The organism is Hyphomicrobium sp. ghe19, assembly GCF_902712875.1.
GTDB lineage: Bacteria > Pseudomonadota > Alphaproteobacteria > Rhizobiales > Hyphomicrobiaceae > Hyphomicrobium_B.
Genome location: NZ_LR743509.1, coordinates 2,224,059 through 2,240,559 on the forward strand (window position 1 = coordinate 2,224,059; position 16,501 = coordinate 2,240,559).

General features: G+C 60.7%; 11 protein-coding genes. All 11 read right to left on the bottom strand.

Annotated elements, in window-relative coordinates; translation table 11 throughout:
* Window positions 1-9: 9 nt before the first annotated feature.
* Window positions 10-834 (bottom strand): 50S ribosomal protein L2, encoded by an 825-nt coding sequence (gene rplB, locus AACL53_RS10685; protein WP_339084485.1) that lies wholly within the window; start codon window positions 832-834, stop codon window positions 10-12.
* Between the two features lie 12 nt (window positions 835-846).
* The gene (locus tag AACL53_RS10690; RefSeq protein ID WP_339084486.1) at window positions 847-1,143 is read right to left on the bottom strand and encodes a 50S ribosomal protein L23; all 297 of its coding nucleotides are present in this window, start codon (window positions 1,141-1,143) and stop codon (window positions 847-849) included.
* Window positions 1,140-1,760, bottom strand: coding sequence for a 50S ribosomal protein L4 (gene rplD, locus AACL53_RS10695; protein WP_339084487.1), 621 nt, complete (start codon window positions 1,758-1,760; stop codon window positions 1,140-1,142). The genes AACL53_RS10690 and rplD overlap by 4 nt, the downstream gene beginning before the upstream one ends.
* Complete coding sequence (rplC, locus tag AACL53_RS10700) at window positions 1,760-2,461, bottom strand: 50S ribosomal protein L3 (protein ID WP_045837841.1); 702 nt, start codon at window positions 2,459-2,461, stop codon at window positions 1,760-1,762. Before rplC ends, rplD begins: the two co-directional genes overlap by 1 nt.
* Window positions 2,462-2,531: 70 nt before the next feature.
* A complete protein-coding gene (gene rpsJ, locus AACL53_RS10705) occupies window positions 2,532-2,840 on the bottom strand; it encodes a 30S ribosomal protein S10 (protein WP_013215045.1) in 309 nt (102 codons plus the stop codon).
* Between the two features lie 75 nt (window positions 2,841-2,915).
* Entirely contained in the window at window positions 2,916-4,124 is a 1,209-nt protein-coding gene (gene tuf, locus AACL53_RS10710; RefSeq protein WP_339084488.1) for an elongation factor Tu, read from the bottom strand.
* Between the two features lie 115 nt (window positions 4,125-4,239).
* The gene (gene fusA, locus AACL53_RS10715; protein WP_339084489.1) at window positions 4,240-6,330 is read right to left on the bottom strand and encodes an elongation factor G; all 2,091 of its coding nucleotides are present in this window, start codon (window positions 6,328-6,330) and stop codon (window positions 4,240-4,242) included.
* A 43-nt stretch (window positions 6,331-6,373) separates the two neighbouring features.
* Window positions 6,374-6,844: a 30S ribosomal protein S7 gene (rpsG, locus tag AACL53_RS10720; RefSeq protein ID WP_339084490.1), complete on the bottom strand. Its 471-nt coding sequence runs from the start codon at window positions 6,842-6,844 to the stop codon at window positions 6,374-6,376.
* 71 nt (window positions 6,845-6,915) lie between these two features.
* The gene (gene rpsL, locus AACL53_RS10725; RefSeq protein ID WP_013948196.1) at window positions 6,916-7,287 is read right to left on the bottom strand and encodes a 30S ribosomal protein S12; all 372 of its coding nucleotides are present in this window, start codon (window positions 7,285-7,287) and stop codon (window positions 6,916-6,918) included.
* Window positions 7,288-7,844: 557 nt separating this feature from the next.
* Window positions 7,845-12,065, bottom strand: a complete 4,221-nt coding sequence (gene rpoC, locus AACL53_RS10730; RefSeq protein WP_339084491.1) for a DNA-directed RNA polymerase subunit beta' — start codon at window positions 12,063-12,065, stop codon at window positions 7,845-7,847.
* A 108-nt stretch (window positions 12,066-12,173) separates the two neighbouring features.
* Window positions 12,174-16,337: a DNA-directed RNA polymerase subunit beta gene (gene rpoB / locus AACL53_RS10735; RefSeq protein WP_339084492.1), complete on the bottom strand. Its 4,164-nt coding sequence runs from the start codon at window positions 16,335-16,337 to the stop codon at window positions 12,174-12,176.
* Window positions 16,338-16,501: the final 164 nt, after the last annotated feature.

The window sequence follows — 16,501 nt, forward strand, 5'->3', positions numbered from 1 at the left end:
AGTTCGCCGCTACTTCTTCGCCTTTTGGCGCGAGCGTACGATGTATTTCGTGGTCGTCTTGTTCTTGCGAGTCTTGAAGCCCTTGGTCGGCTTGCCCCAAGGCGTCGCCCAGTGCTTGCCGCCCTTCGTACGACCACCGTTCGGGTGATCGACCGGGTTCATCGCGATCGAGCGAACCGTCGGACGGCGGCCCTGCCAGCGCGTGCGGCCAGCCTTGCCGGTGACGGTGTTCATGTGGTCGGGGTTCGAAACCGCGCCGACAGTCGCCATGCAATCGGCGCTGACCTTGCGTGTCTCGCCCGAGTTCAAGCGCAACACTGCATAACCAGAGTCGCGGCCGACGAGCTGAACGAACGAACCAGCGGAACGTGCGACCTGACCGCCCTTGCCGGGCTTCATCTCGACGTTGTGCACGATCGTGCCGATCGGCATCGCCGAAAGCGGCATCGCGTTGCCGGGCTTCACGTCGACTTTCGGTCCAGCGACGACGCTGTCGCCGACGGCCAGGCGCTGCGGCGCCAGGATGTAGCTCTGCGTGCCGTCTTCGTACTTGATCAGAGCGATGAACGCGGTCCGGTTCGGATCGTACTCAAGGCGCTCGACACTTGCGGGCGAATCGAACTTCCGGCGACGGAAATCGATCCGGCGGTAGGACTGCTTCGCGCCGCCGCCGATGTGGCGTGACGTGATGCGGCCATCGCTGTTGCGACCACCGGTCTTGGTCTTGCCCTCGACGAGCGTCTTGAGTGGACCGCCCTTCCAGAGCATCGAACGGTCGACCTGGATCAGGTGGCGACGTCCGGGCGATGTCGGGTTGTATGTCTTAAGCGCCATGGTGCGTTATCCTCAGAGCCCTGTCGTCACGTCGATGGAATGACCTTCCTCGAGCGTCACGATGGCCCTCTTCGTATCGCTCAAAAGCGCCTTGATGCCCTTGAACGTTCTCTGCTTGCCCTTGCGGACGATCGTATTGACGCCCTTCACCTTGACCTTGAACAAGCCTTCGATGGCCGACTTGATCTCGGGTTTCGTCGCGTCGCGCCTGACCTTGAAGATCACCTGGTTCGCCTCGGAGGCGAGCGTCGCCTTCTCGGTGATGACCGGCGCGACGATGACGTCGTAAGCGGATCGTTTGCTCGTCATTTGAAGCGCGCCTCCAGCGCTGCGACGGCGGCCCGGGTCAGCACCAGCTTCTTACGACGAAGGATGTCGTAGACGTTGATGCCCTGGATCGGGAGCACATCGATGTTCGGGATGTTGCGAGCGGCGCGTGCGAAGGTCGGCTCGAGGTCGGCACCATCGATGATGAGCGCGTTCACGAGCGAGAGCTTGGCGAATTGAGCCTTCAGCGCAGCCGTCTTGCCTTCGGACGACGTCGCCTTATCGATGACGATGATCTCGCCGGCCTTGGCCTTCGAGGACAGCGCATGACGAAGAGCGAGTGCGCGCACCTTCTTCGGCATATCGATCGCATGCGAGCGCGGCTTCGGGCCAAACGCCTTGCCGCCGCCGCGGAACTGCGGAGCCGACTTGTCGCCGTGACGGGCGCCGCCGGTGCCCTTCTGCTTGTACATCTTCTTACCCGTGACCGCGACTTCCGAGCGGTCCTGAGCGTGATGCGTGCCGGCCATACGCTTCAGGGTCTGATAGCGCACCATGCGGTGGATGAGATCCTTACGAACCTCAAGACCGAAGATGTTGTCGGCAAGCTCAATATCGCCGGCGTTGCCGGAGTCGAGGCTGGTGACTTCAGCTTTCATCACGCGCCTTCCTTCTTAGCTTCGCCACGCGCCTTGAATGCGCCGGGCTTCGGAGCATCCGCGTGCGCGGCTTTCTTGACGGCGTCGCGAACGACGACCCAGCCGCCCTTGGAACCCGGGACCGCGCCTCGAACCATGACGAGACCACGTTCCTTATCGATCTTGGCAACGACGAGATTCTGCGTGGTGACGCGCTCGTCGCCCATGTGTCCGGCCATCTTCTTGCCTTTGAACACCTTGCCGGGATCCTGGCGCTGACCGGTCGAACCGTGGGCACGGTGCGTGACCGAGACGCCGTGAGTTGCCCGCAGACCACCGAAGTTCCAGCGCTTCATGGCGCCCTGGAAACCCTTACCCTGGGTGGTGCCCGTCACGTCGACGAACTGGCCAGGCACGAAGTGGTCAGCGGTTATTTCCGCGCCAACATCGATGAGGTTCTCAGGACTGACACGAAACTCTGCCAACTTGCGCTTCGGCTCGACTTCGGCCTTCGCGAAAGTGCCGCGTTCGGACTTCGTCAGACGCGAGGGTTTCCTCGTGCCGCCGCCGACCTGGATTGCGGTATAGCCGTTCTTTTCCTCAGTGCGGTGCGCGAGAACCTGCAGGTTCTCCAGACGCAGCACCGTGACGGGAACGTGCTCGCCCGCGTCGGTGAAGATCCGGGTCATACCGATCTTCTGTGCTATCACTCCGGAACGCATTTGCATTCCTTCCTATCGTTGGGGCCGTTCGCGTTGCCGCCAGAGGGCCCGTAAGTTCTGGTTCTGGTTTTTAGAGCTTGATCTCGACGTCGACACCGGCTGCGAGATCGAGCTTCATGAGGGCATCGACCGTCTGCGGCGTGGGATCGACGATGTCGAGCAAACGCTTGTGGGTCCGCATTTCGAACTGCTCGCGGCTCTTCTTGTCGATGTGCGGCGAACGGTTCACCGTGAAGCGCTCAATGCGCGTCGGCAGCGGAATGGGACCGCGAACCTCAGCACCAGTGCGCTTCGCCGTATTCACGATCTCGCGGGTCGACGCATCGAGTATTCGATGATCGAAGGCTTTGAGCCGGATGCGGATGTTTTGGCCGTGCATGGCTTTTTGCTTTCACTTCTCGCGAAAAAAGATTGGGGGAAGCGAACATAAGGGACGCTTCCCCTGAAATGCCTGCTACTCGAGGATCTTCGTAACCACGCCGGCGCCGACGGTGCGGCCGCCTTCGCGAATGGCGAAGCGAACCTTCTCTTCCATTGCGATCGGCTGCACGAGCTCGACGGTTACCGAGACGTTGTCGCCCGGCATAACCATTTCCGTACCTTCGGCGAGCTTAACGGTGCCCGTAACGTCGGTCGTGCGGAAATAGAACTGCGGACGGTAGTTCGTGAAGAACGGCGTATGCCGGCCGCCCTCTTCCTTGTTCAGGATGTAGGCTTCGGCAGCGAACTTCTTGTGCGGCTTAACGGAACCCGGCTTGCAGAGAACCTGGCCGCGCTCAACTGCTTCCTTGTCGATGCCGCGAAGGAGGCAGCCGACGTTGTCGCCAGCTTCGCCCGAGTCGAGCAGCTTGCGGAACATTTCGACGCCGGTGACAACCGACTTCTGCGTATCGCGAAGACCAACGATCTCGACTTCTTCGCCGACCTTGATCACGCCGCGCTCGATACGGCCGGTGACGACGGTACCGCGGCCCGAGATCGAGAACACGTCTTCGATCGGCATCAGGAAGGGCTGATCCTTCGGACGCTCAGGGATCGGGATGAACGTGTCCATCGCCTCGTAGAGCTTGATGATGGCTTCGTCGGCGAGCGGGCCCTTCTCACCGTTGAGGGCCTTGACGGCTGCGCCGCGGATGACCGGGGTGTCGTCGCCCGGGAACTGATACTTCGAGAGCAGTTCGCGGACTTCCATTTCAACGAGATCAAGGAGCTCTTCGTCTTCGACGATATCGCACTTGTTCAAGAAGACGACGATCTTCGGCACGCCGACCTGGCGAGCGAGAAGGATGTGCTCGCGCGTCTGGGGCATCGGGCCGTCGACAGCGGAAACGACCAGGATCGCGCCGTCCATCTGAGCGGCACCGGTGATCATGTTCTTCACGTAGTCGGCGTGGCCGGGGCAGTCGACGTGTGCATAGTGACGGTTCGGGGTCGCATATTCGACGTGCGACGTGGCGATCGTCAAAATCTTCGTCGGGTCGCGGCGGCCCTGGCTCTCGGAAGCCTTCGCAACTTCGTCATAAGCGATCGAAGTCGCTGTCCAGCCGCGGTCGGCTGAAACCTTCGTCAAGGCTGCGGTCAGCGTGGTCTTGCCGTGGTCGACGTGTCCGATCGTACCGACGTTGCAATGCGGCTTGTTCCGCTCGAATTTTGCCTTCGCCATCGTTGGCTCTCCTTAGTCCTACTATCAGGTCCCGCAATCTTCCGATCCGGGCATTCAGGCTTCGTCTCTTCGAGCTCGATGGCGGATGATCTCGCCGGCCGGGCCCAACTTCTTATCAGGCGTACTTGGCCTTGACCTCTTCCGCCACGTTCCGCGGAACTTCCGCATAGTGTGCGAACTGCATCGTGTACTGCGCGCGACCTGTCGACATCGAGCGAAGCGTGTTGATGTAGCCGAACATGTTTGCGAGCGGTACGTAGGCACGAATGACGACCGCGTTGCCGCGCATTTCCTGGTTGCGGATCTGGCCGCGCCGGGAGTTGATGTCGCCGATGACGCCACCGACGAAATCCTGAGGCGAAACGACTTCGACATCCATGATCGGCTCGAGCAGCTTTACGCCAGCCTTCTCGCAGCCTTCCTTCATGGCGGAACGCGTCGCGATTTCAAAGGCGATTGCAGACGAGTCGACTTCGTGGAACGCGCCGTCATAAAGGGTGACCTTCATGTCGACCATCGGGAAGCCGATGAGCATGCCGCTGTCCCAAACCGAATTGACGCCCTTTTCGACGCCCGGAATGTATTCCTTCGGGATAGAACCGCCGACGATCGTCGTCGCGAACTCGTTGCCCTTGCCGGTTTCATTCGGCTCGAGCTTCAGCTTGACGCGCGCGAACTGACCCGTGCCGCCCGTCTGCTTCTTATGCGTGTAGTCGATATCGGTCGGACGCGCGAGCGTCTCACGGTAGGCAACCTGCGGAGCGCCCGTGTTGGCTTCGACGCCGTAGGTGCGCTTCAGGATGTCGACCTTGATGTCGAGATGAAGCTCGCCCATGCCCTTCAGAATGGTCTCGCCCGATTCCGGATCGACCGAAACGCGGAAGGACGGATCTTCGAGCGCGAGCGTGTGAAGCGCGATCGCCATCTTTTCCTGATCGGCCTTCGTCTTCGGCTCGACCTTCATTTCGATGACGGGGTTCGGGAACTCCATCTTCTCAAGAATGACCGGCTTCGACGGATCGCAGAGCGTTTCACCCGTGCGGGTATCCTTGAGGCCCTGCAGGGCGACGATGTCGCCAGCGAAAGCTTCCTTGATTTCTTCGCGGTCGGCAGCGTGCATGAGGTACATGCGGCCAGCGCGCTCTTTCTTATCGCGCGTCGTGTTCGCAAGCGCCATGCCCTGCTCGAGCTTGCCCGAGTAGATGCGGCAGAACGTGATCGAGCCGACGTGCTCGAAGCTCATGATCTTGAACGCGATCATCGACAGCGGCTCGCTGTCCGACGGCTTGCGCAGGATTTCAGCGTCCGTCTTCGGATCGATGCCGGTGTAGGCTTCGCGATCGAGAGGCGACGGCAGGAAGTCGACGACGGCGTCGAGCAACGGCTGCACGCCCTTGTTCTTAAACGCCGAGCCGCACATCATCGGATAGAAGGCGCGCGTCACCGTGGCCTTGCGGATCAACTTCCGCAGGGTGTCTTCGTCGGGCTCTTTGCCATCGAGGAAGGCTTCGAGAGCGGTATCGTCCATCTCGACGGCCGCTTCGATCATCGCGGCGCGGTATTCGGCAGCCTTGTCCGCCAGGTCGGCCGGAATCGGCCCCTCGGTCATCACGGATTCCTTGCCATCGCCGTCCCAGGTGATGGCAACCATACGAATAAGGTCGACGACTCCGCGGAAATCGGATTCAGCGCCGATCGGAATCTGCAGCGGCACGGCGCGGGCGCCGAGCTTGTCTTTGATGTCGGCGAGGCACATGTAAAAGTCTGCGCCGGTCTTATCCATCTTGTTGGAGAAGATGATGCGCGGAACGTTGTACTTGTCGCCCTGACGCCAGACGGTTTCCGTCTGCGGCTCGACGCCCTGGTTGGAGTCGAGAACGCACACGGCGCCGTCGAGCACGCGCAGCGAACGCTCGACTTCGATCGTGAAGTCGACGTGGCCTGGCGTATCGATGATGTTCAGGCGGCGCTTTTTGCCATCGCGGCCGGGCCAGAAGCAGGTCGTCGCGGCGGACGTGATCGTGATGCCGCGCTCAGCTTCCTGATCCATAAAGTCCATCGTCGCGGCGCCATCATGGACCTCGCCGATCTTGTAGGACTTGCCGGTGAAATAGAGGACGCGCTCCGTCGTCGTGGTCTTTCCAGCATCAATGTGAGCCATGATGCCGAAATTGCGGTAGTCCTCGATTGGGTACTGTCGGGCCATCTGTGCCTCGAGATCCTTGTAACTTCGTCCTGCTGCGCTTTGCCTACCAGCGGTAGTGCGAGAAGGCGCGGTTGGCTTCAGCCATCTTATGCGTGTCTTCGCGTTTCTTGACCGCCGTACCGCGGTTGTTTGCGGCGTCGAGCAATTCGCCTGAAAGCTTGTCGATCAGCGTCGATTCATTGCGCGCACGGGCGGCCGCAATGAGCCAGCGAATAGCAAGCGCCTGACGGCGCTCATTGCGAACCTCGACCGGCACCTGGTACGTCGCACCGCCAACGCGGCGCGAGCGAACTTCAACCGACGGCATAACGTTGTCGAGCGCCTGACGGAAGAGGTCAATCGGGTTCGCCTTGCCCCGCTGCTCCATCTTGTCGAATGCACCATAGACCATGCGTTCGGCGACTGATTTTTTACCGTGTTCCATCACCGCATTCATGAACTTGGTGACGACAATGTCGTTGAACTTCGGATCGGGGATCACTTCCCGCTTTTGCGCCGCGTGCCGACGAGACATCCTGACTGACCCTTCGCTTCGAATTCTTCTTAAATCTTACGGGCCAGATAAACCGGCCCAAACGAGACGGCTTACTTCGGCCGCTTTGCACCGTATTTCGAACGACGCTGACGACGGGCGGAGACGCCCTGCGTATCAAGCACGCCACGAATGATGTGATAGCGAACGCCCGGCAAGTCCTTGACGCGGCCGCCACGGATCAGGACCACGGAGTGCTCCTGAAGGTTGTGACCTTCGCCTGGAATGTAGCCGATAACCTCGTAGCCGTTGGTCAGCCGGATCTTGGCGACCTTACGCAGTGCGGAGTTCGGCTTCTTCGGCGTCGTCGTATAGACGCGCGTGCAGACGCCCCGCTTCTGCGGGCAAGCTTCCATATGGCGCGATTTCTCGCGGTAGACTGGCTTTACCCGGGGCTTCCGGATCAACTGTTGTATCGTCGGCATTCGCCCAATCCTGACTTCGCGACACATCTCCGGAGCGGAAATGCGCCAAGCAAACCTGCCAGGTGCGCGAAGTCCGCCCCTAGCAAGGAAAAAACCAGAGGATCGTGCCGCCCGGAGGGAGCAGATCATGGCCCGTCGATGTGCTCTGCTTTATTGACGGGAGCGTTTAGGGCCAAAATTGGCGCTAAAAGCGCCGAGGGACCTACCACCAACCCGTGAGAGTGGGCGGAGCTATATACACACGCGCCATATTGGTCAACAGGCGCTCGAAGAGGTTGCGAAATTATTTTCGCCGAATGCGCTGCCACGGGGCAAAGTCGACCTGCGACCCGTTGTCGGGTTTCATGCTTAGCGCCTTTTCTTGTCCGAGAAATAGCGTTCGGGGGCATTTCCCCAAGAATCAAAATCCGCAGGAATCAAACTGGGAAGCAAAAATCGGAAGGCGCACTTCGCGTTCAAAGACCCGAGCTTAAACACCAAAACACCAAAGCGGCCGCCTCCAGGTGGAGACGGCCGCTTTTCCATTTCAATTCTGGAAGCCGAGTGGACGCGAAGTCTTACTCGGCAGCCTCCTCAGCAGGCCGCCGGCGGCGGCGAGCGGCAGGGCCGGCTCCCGCGTCGGGAGACGGAAGGTTTGCCGTCTTGGCCTTCTCCTTGGCGATCAGATCGTCACGCTGCATCGCAACCTTGCGGAGCTGACGCAGCATGCCGCCGGTGCCGGCCGGGATGAGACGGCCGACAATGACGTTCTCCTTGAGACCGTCGAGCGTATCCGACTTGCCGTTGACGGCCGCGTCGGTGAGCACGCGCGTGGTTTCCTGGAAGGACGCAGCCGAGATGAACGACCGGGTCTGCAGCGATGCCTTCGTAATGCCGAGTAGAACCGGCGTCGCCGATGCAGCGCGCTTGCCTGCCTTCTGAGCCGCTGCGTTGACCTCATCGTACTCGATACGGTCAAGCTGCTCGCCCTTGATGAGCTCGGTCTCGCCTGCATCGGTGACTTCGACCTTCTGCAGCATCTGACGAACGATCACTTCGATATGCTTGTCGTTGATCGTCACGCCCTGCAGACGGTAGACGTCCTGGATCTCGTTGATCAGATAGTTCGCGAGTTCCTCGACGCCCTTGATGGCCAAGATGTCGTGCGGTGCCGGATTGCCGTCGTACACGAAGTCGCCGCGCTCGACGCGATCGCCGTGCTGAACCGCAAGGCTCTTGCCACGCGGGATCAGGTATTCGACCGCTTCCTGCGTCTCGTCTTCAGGCTTGATCGTGATGCGCTGCTTGTTCTTGTAGTCCTTGCCGAACTCGACGGTGCCGGAGATTTCCGCGAGGATCGCGTGATCCTTCGGGCGCCGGGCTTCGAACAGTTCCGCAACGCGCGGCAGACCGCCCGTGATGTCGCCTGACTTCGCAGACGCCGTCGGAATACGAGCAAGAACGTCGCCTGCCTTCACTTCCGTGCCGCGATCGACGGACAGAACGGCCTCAACCGAGAGCAGGTAGCGGGCATCGCCGCCACGCGCGACCTTGATCGGCTTGCCTTTCGAGTCCTTGATCACGATAGCGGGCTTCAGCTCGTTACCGCGCGGTGACGTACGCCAGTCGATGATGACGCGGTTCGAGGTGCCCTTCATTTCGTCCGTCTGCTCGCGGACCGATGAGCCTTCGATCAAGTCTTCGAAATCGACCGTACCGTTGGCTTCCGCGAGAATCGGTCGTGTGTAGGGATCCCACGACGCGATCTTGGTGCCCCGCTTCACGGTATCGCCTTCGTCAACGAACATGCGCGAACCATAGCTGATCTTGTGGGTCGCGAGTTCCTTGCCCGACGGGTCGACAATGATGACGGACATGATCCGGGTCATGGCGACGTTCTGGCCCTTGGAGTCCTTCGCAATGGCGCGGTTCCTGAGCTTTACCGTGCCGTTGAAGTTACTCTCGATGAACGAACTGTCGACAAGGTTGGCCGTGCCGCCGATGTGGAACGTACGCATCGTCAGCTGCGTGCCGGGCTCACCGATCGACTGCGCGGCGATGACGCCGACAGCTTCACCGATGTTGACCGGCGTTCCGCGAGCAAGGTCGCGGCCGTAGCACTTGGCGCATACGCCGTTGATCGTTTCGCACGTCAGCACCGAGCGGATGCGAATTTCCTGAAGCTCGGACTTGCCGATCGCTTCGGACAGCTTCTCATCGATCAATTCACCGTTCGGGACGATGACTTCGCCCGTGAGCGGATGCTTGATGTCTTCCTGAGCCGTACGGCCAAGCACGCGCGCCGCGAGCGACACGATAACCTGACCGGCGTCGACCACCGCCTGCACGTTGATGCCGGCATCCGTTCCGCAATCGACCTCGGAAATGATGGCGTCCTGCGCGACGTCGACGAGACGGCGCGTCAAGTAGCCGGAGTTCGCCGTCTTCAAGGCGGTGTCGGCCAGACCCTTACGGGCACCGTGCGTCGAGTTGAAGTACTCTAGAACGGAGAGGCCTTCCTTGAAGTTCGAGATGATCGGCGTCTCGATGATTTCGCCCGAAGGCTTGGTCATCAGGCCGCGCATACCGGCGAGCTGCTTCATCTGCGCCGGCGAACCGCGCGCACCCGAGTGGCTCATCATGTAGACCGAGTTGATCGGCTTGTCCCGACCCGTGCCCGGGTCCTTATGAACAGCCGAGATCCGGTCCATCATCTCCTTGGCGATCAAGTCCGTGCAGCGCGACCAGGCGTCCACGACCTTGTTGTACTTCTCCAGCTGCGTGATCAGACCGTCCTGATACTGCTGCTCGAAATCGCGCACTTCGACAGTGGTGGTCTCGACGATCTTTTCCTTCGTCTCCGGGATCAACATGTCGTCCTTACCGAACGAGATGCCTGCCTTGAAGGCGTGATGGAAGCCGAGCGCCATGATGCGGTCGCAGAAGATCACCGTCTCCTTCTGACCGCAGTTACGGTACACGGCGTCGATCATGCCGGAGATGTTCTTCTTCGTCAGAAGCTGGTTGATCAGCGAGAACGTGACATTGCCAGACTTCGGCAGATGCTCGGCGAGCAGCATGCGGCCCGGCGTCGTGTCATGAACTTCAACGAGCTTCTCGCCGGCCGGCGTCGTCGATGTGAAGCGGCCTTTGACCTTGGCGTGCAAGCTGACCGACTTCGATTCGAGTGCGTGAAGCACCTCGTTGATCGAGCCGAGCATCATGCCTTCGCCGGGTTCGCCGTCACGCATCATCGACAGGTAATAGAGACCCAACACGATGTCCTGCGACGGCACGATGATCGGCTGGCCGTTCGCGGGATGCAGAATGTTGTTCGTCGACATCATCAGGACGCGCGCTTCGAGCTGCGCTTCGAGCGACAGCGGAACGTGCACGGCCATCTGGTCGCCGTCGAAGTCGGCGTTGAAGGCAGCACAGACCAGCGGGTGAAGCTGGATGGCTTTACCCTCGATCAGTTGTGGTTCGAACGCCTGGATGCCGAGGCGATGCAGCGTCGGCGCGCGGTTCAGCATCACCGGATGCTCGCGAATGACTTCGTCGAGAACGTCCCAGACTTCGGGCTTCTCTTTTTCGACGAGCTTCTTCGCCTGCTTGACGGTTGCTGCCTGGCCGAGCGTCTGCAGACGCGCGTAGATGAACGGCTTGAACAGCTCGAGCGCCATCTTCTTCGGCAAGCCGCACTGGTGGAGCTTGAGTTCCGGACCGACGACGATGACCGAACGGCCCGAATAGTCGACGCGCTTGCCGAGCAGGTTCTGACGGAAGCGGCCCTGCTTGCCCTTCAGCATGTCGGCGAGCGATTTCAGCGGACGCTTGTTGGCGCCCGTGATGACGCGGCCGCGGCGGCCGTTGTCGAACAGAGCGTCGACGGCTTCCTGCAGCATCCGCTTTTCGTTGCGGATGATGATGTCGGGCGCGCGCAGCTCCATCAGCCGCTTCAAACGGTTGTTACGGTTGATGACGCGGCGATAGAGGTCGTTCAGATCGGACGTCGCGAAACGGCCGCCATCGAGGGGAACGAGCGGACGCAGTTCCGGCGGGATGACCGGAACCTGCGTCAGGATCATCCACTCCGGACGGTTGCCGCTCTCCATGAAGGCTTCGATGACCTTCAGGCGCTTGCCGAGCTTCTTCGGCTTCAGCTCGGTCGTCGCTTCGGCGATTTCCTGGCGAAGATGGATCGCGATTTTCTGCAGGTCCATTGCGGCCAAGAGTTCGCGGATCGCCTCCGCGCCGATGCCGGCGGTGAAGGTGTCTGCGCCGTACTCATCGATCGCCTGGTTGTACGCCTCTTCCGTGAGGAGCTGTCTTTCGGCGAACGGCGTCGTGCCCGGCTCGATGACGATGTAGTTCTCGAAATAGAGAACGCGCTCGAGATCCTTGAGCGCCATGTCCATCAACAGGCCGATGCGCGAAGGCAGCGACTTCAGGAACCAGATGTGGGCAACGGGGGCTGCGAGCTCGATGTGGCCCATGCGCTCGCGCCGGACCTTTGCGAGCGTCACCTCGACGCCGCACTTTTCGCAGATCAGGCCCTTGTACTTCATGCGCTTGTACTTGCCGCACAAGCATTCGTAATCCTTGATCGGTCCGAAAATGCGCGCGCAGAACAAACCGTCCCGCTCCGGCTTGAACGTACGGTAGTTGATCGTTTCGGGCTTCTTGATCTCACCATATGACCAGGACAGGATGTCCTCGGGGGAAGCGATCGAGATCCGGATCTGGTCGAACACCGGAGCCGGAGCCTGCGATTTAAAGATGTTGGTGATTTCGTTCATCGGCTGTCTCCTCGGGGGCTCGGCGGGGGTAGCCGCGCCCGTGGAATCTAGTGGTCGAGTCGTGAAGACCTCCGCTCTCATCCGAGCGGAGGTCGTCTTGGATGTTCCTTATTCGGCCGCCGGCGGCAGCTGTGCCTGAGGTGGTTCCTCAGGCGCGACTTCGCGCTCGACCAGCTGAGGCGCTTCCGCCTCGCTATTGACGAGTTCGACGTTGAGGCCGAGAGCGCGCATCTCCTTGACGAGAACGTTGAAGCTTTCCGGAACGCCGGCCTCGAACGCGTCGTCACCCCTGACGATCGCCTCGTAAACCTTGGTTCGGCCCGCAACGTCGTCCGACTTGACGGTGAGCATTTCCTGAAGCGTGTAGGCGGCGCCGTAAGCTTCGAGTGCCCAGACCTCCATTTCGCCGAAACGCTGTCCGCCGAACTGCGCCTTACCACCCAGCGGCTGCTGAGTGACGAGCGAGTACGGACCAATCGAGCGAGCATGGATCTTGTCGTCGACAAGATGGTGCAGCTTCAGGACGTACTTGTAGCCAACCGTGACTTTGCGATCGAAAGGTTCGCCCGTGCGCCCGTCGAACAGCGTCGACTGGCCCGAGGTATCGAAGCCTGCGAGCTGCAACATCTCGACGATGTCCTTCTCGCGTGCGCCGTCGAACACGGGCGTCGCGATCGGAACGCCGGTCTTGAGGTTCTCCGAGATGCTGACGAGCTCGTCGTCCTTCATGGACGGCTTGATCACTTCAGCGCCGTAGACCTTCGTCATCTGATCGCGGAGCGCCTTCGCCTGTCCACTCTCGTGGAACTGATGAATTGCGTCGTCGATCATGCGGCCAAGACCGCGGCACGCCCAGCCAAGATGCGTTTCGAGAATCTGTCCGACGTTCATGCGCGACGGCACGCCGAGCGGGTTCAGAACGACGTCGACAGGCGTACCGTCCTCGAGGAACGGCATGTCTTCCGACGGGACGATCATCGAGACGACGCCCTTGTTGCCGTGACGGCCGGCCATCTTATCGCCCGGCTGGATCTTGCGCTTCACGGCGACGAAGACCTTGACCATCTTCATCACGCCCGGCGGCAGCTCGTCGCCACGCTGAAGCTTGTCGACCTTGTCGGCAAAACGCAGACCCAAGCCCTTCTTGGCGTCTTCGTACTGCTTCTGGATCGCTTCGACTTCGGCCTGCGCCTTCTCGTTCGCGAGCCCGATTTCCCACCACTGGCTGCGGGGGATATCGTCGAGGATAGCCGTGTCGATCACGGTGCCCTTGCGAGCGTTCTTCGGACCCTTGGCGACTTCCTTGCCCATCAGCGCGTCTTTGAGGCGCGCGTAGACGTTACGGTCGAGGATCTGCAATTCGTCGTCGCGGTCCTTCGCGAGACGCTCGATCTCCTCGCGCTCGATCGCCATCGCACGTTCGTCTTTTTCGACGCCGTGACGGTTGAAGACGCGAACTTCGACGATCGTTCCGGAAACGCCCGGCGGCAGACGGAGCGAGGTATCGCGCACGTCGGACGCCTTCTCACCGAAGATGGCGCGGAGGAGTTTCTCTTCCGGCGTCATCGGGCTTTCGCCCTTCGGCGTGATCTTGCCGACCAGGATGTCGCCCGGGTGGACTTCGGCGCCGATGTAGACGATGCCGGCTTCGTCGAGGTTCTTCAGCGCTTCTTCCGAGACGTTCGGAATATCGCGCGTGATTTCCTCGGGCCCGAGCTTCGTGTCTCGCGCCATGACCTCGAATTCCTCGATGTGGATCGAGGTGAACACGTCTTCAGAGACGACGCGCTCGTTCATCAAAATCGAGTCTTCGAAGTTGTAGCCCATCCACGGCATGAACGCGACGAGCACGTTCTTGCCGAGCGCAAGCTCGCCGAGCTCGGTCGACGGACCGTCAGCGATGATGTCGCCGGCCTTCACGATGTCGCCGACGTTGATCAGCGGCCGCTGGTTGATACAGGTGTTCTGGTTCGAACGCTGGAACTTGCGAAGACGATAAATGTCGACGCCCGGCTTCGAGGGATCCTGCTCTTCCGTTGCGCGAACGACGATACGGGTTGCGTCGACCTGATCGACGATGCCGGTCCGGCGCGCCGCGATCGCAGCACCAGAGTCTTGCGCGACACGCTCTTCCATGCCGGTTCCGACCAGCGGCGCTTCCGCCTTGATCAGAGGAACGGCCTGACGCTGCATGTTCGAGCCCATCAGAGCGCGGTTGGCGTCATCGTTCTCGAGGAACGGAATGAGCGCGGCCGCGACCGACACGAGCTGCTTCGGCGAGACGTCGATGTAGTCGACCTTATCGGTGGGCACGAGCATCACGTCGCCGTTGTGGCGGACCGTGACGAGATCTTCCGTCAGCTTGCCCTTGGCGTCCATGACGGCGTTGGCCTGCGCCACGTGATGGCGCATTTCTTCCATGGCCGAGAGGTAGGCGACCTCGTCGGTGACGCGCGCGTTGACGACCTTGCGATATGGGCTCTCGATAAAGCCGTACTTGTTGACGCGTGCGAAGGTCGCGAGCGAGTTGATCAGACCGATGTTCGGGCCTTCCGGCGTCTCAATCGGGCAGATACGGCCATAGTGCGTCGGATGCACGTCGCGGACTTCGAAGCCTGCACGCTCGCGCGTCAAGCCGCCCGGTCCAAGTGCCGAAAGACGGCGCTTGTGGGTGATCTCGGAGAGCGGGTTCGTCTGGTCCATGAACTGCGAGAGCTGCGAAGAACCGAAGAACTCGCGCACTGCAGCGGCTGCCGGCTTGGCGTTGATCAAGTCCTGCGGCATGACGGTGTCGATATCGACGGACGACATGCGCTCCTTGATGGCCCGCTCCATGCGAAGCAGACCAACGCGGTACTGGTTTTCCATCAGCTCGCCGACGGACCGAACGCGGCGGTTGCCGAGGTGGTCGATGTCGTCGATCTCGCCCTTGCCGTCGCGCAAATCGACAAGCGTCTTCACGACCGCGAGGATGTCTTCCTTGCGGAGCACGCGCATCGTGTCGGGCGCGTCGAGTTCAAGACGCATGTTCATCTTCACGCGGCCGACGGCCGAGAGATCGAAACGCTCCGGATCGAAGAACAGGCCTTGGAACAGCGCGGTTGCCGCTTCGATGGTCGGCGGCTCGCCCGGGCGCATCACCCGGTAGATGTCCATCAGCGCTTCCTGCTGATTGGCGTTCTTGTCGATGTTCAGCGTGTTGCGGATGAACGCGCCGGTGTTGACGTAGTCGATGTCGAGGATGTGGAATTCCTTGACCTTCTGCTCCTTGAGCTCGGCCAGCAGCTCGGCGTCGAGCTCGTCGCCGGCTTCAGCGAAGATCTTGCCGGTCTCGAGATCGACGATGTCTTCGGCGATGAAACGGCCGGAGAGATCTTCGGCAGAGATCAGGATTTCCTTGACGCCGCTCTCGCCAATTTCACGAGAACGACGCGCAGTGATCTTCTCGCCCGCACGTGCGATAACCTCGCCCGTCTTGGCGTCTGCGATATCCGACTGCGGAGTCACGCCGCGGAACTTCTCCGCGAGGTACGGCATTTTCCAGCCGCGCTTCGATTCCTTGATCGGGATGTGCTTGTAGAAGTGCGCGAGGATTTCCTCGTCATCGAGGCCGAGCGCATACAGCATCGTTGTCACCGGCAGCTTGCGCCGACGATCGATACGGACATAGACGTTGTCCTTCGCGTCGAACTCGAAATCGAGCCACGAACCGCGATAGGGAATGATGCGAGCCGCGAACAACAGCTTGCCGGACGAGTGGGTCTTGCCGCGATCGTGGTCGAAGAAGACGCCCGGCGAACGGTGCATCTGCGAGACGATAACGCGCTCGGTGCCGTTGATGATGAAGGTGCCGTTCAACGTCATCAGGGGCATGTCGCCCATGTAGACGTCCTGTTCCTTCACGTCCTTGATCGACTTAGACCCCGTCTCTTCGTTCACGTCGAACACGATCAGGCGCAGCTTGACCTTGAGCGGCGCTGCGTATGTCATATCGCGCTGCATGCACTCATCGGTATCGAATTTCGGCGGTTCGAATTCGTAACTGACGAACTCCAGCGTCGATTTTCCGGCAAAATCCGAGATCGGGAAAACGCCCTTGAAAACCGACTGAAGGCCGAAGTCATCCTGCCTGCCGCCCGGGGGTTCCTTGACCATCAAGAAGTCGTCGTAGGATGCTTTCTGAACCTCGATGAGGTTCGGCATTCTCGCGATCTCTCCGAGGTGTCCAAATTGCTTCCGGAGGCGTTTACGGCTGGTGAGGGTTTGAGCCATGTCGGTCCCTTCGTGCTCTCGTTTGCGGGGCAGACCCGCGATTCAAATTCGACGCGCTCAGGGTCCCTGGAAAACCGGGACCTCTTGAAACGGTTCACCGGAAGGTCCTTTTGAGGCTCTAGCGAACCCCGGGACCCTCCGGAAAACCGTCTTTTTTGCGCCCT

Bases quoted from the DNA above. Each gene is read 5' to 3' on its own strand.
- rplC (WP_045837841.1), bottom strand. From the start codon at position 2,461: ATGCGTTCCGGAGTGATAGCACAGAAGATCGGTATGACCCGGATCTTC.
- rpoC (WP_339084491.1), bottom strand. From the start codon at position 12,065: ATGAACGAAATCACCAACATCTTTAAATCGCAGGCTCCGGCTCCGGTG.
- rplD (WP_339084487.1), bottom strand. From the start codon at position 1,760: ATGAAAGCTGAAGTCACCAGCCTCGACTCCGGCAACGCCGGCGATATT.
- rplB (WP_339084485.1), bottom strand. From the start codon at position 834: ATGGCGCTTAAGACATACAACCCGACATCGCCCGGACGTCGCCACCTG.
- rpsJ (WP_013215045.1), bottom strand. From the start codon at position 2,840: ATGCACGGCCAAAACATCCGCATCCGGCTCAAAGCCTTCGATCATCGA.
- AACL53_RS10690 (WP_339084486.1), bottom strand. From the start codon at position 1,143: ATGACGAGCAAACGATCCGCTTACGACGTCATCGTCGCGCCGGTCATC.
- rpsL (WP_013948196.1), bottom strand. From the start codon at position 7,287: ATGCCGACGATACAACAGTTGATCCGGAAGCCCCGGGTAAAGCCAGTC.
- fusA (WP_339084489.1), bottom strand. From the start codon at position 6,330: ATGGCCCGACAGTACCCAATCGAGGACTACCGCAATTTCGGCATCATG.
- tuf (WP_339084488.1), bottom strand. From the start codon at position 4,124: ATGGCGAAGGCAAAATTCGAGCGGAACAAGCCGCATTGCAACGTCGGT.
- rpoB (WP_339084492.1), bottom strand. From the start codon at position 16,337: ATGGCTCAAACCCTCACCAGCCGTAAACGCCTCCGGAAGCAATTTGGA.
- rpsG (WP_339084490.1), bottom strand. From the start codon at position 6,844: ATGTCTCGTCGGCACGCGGCGCAAAAGCGGGAAGTGATCCCCGATCCG.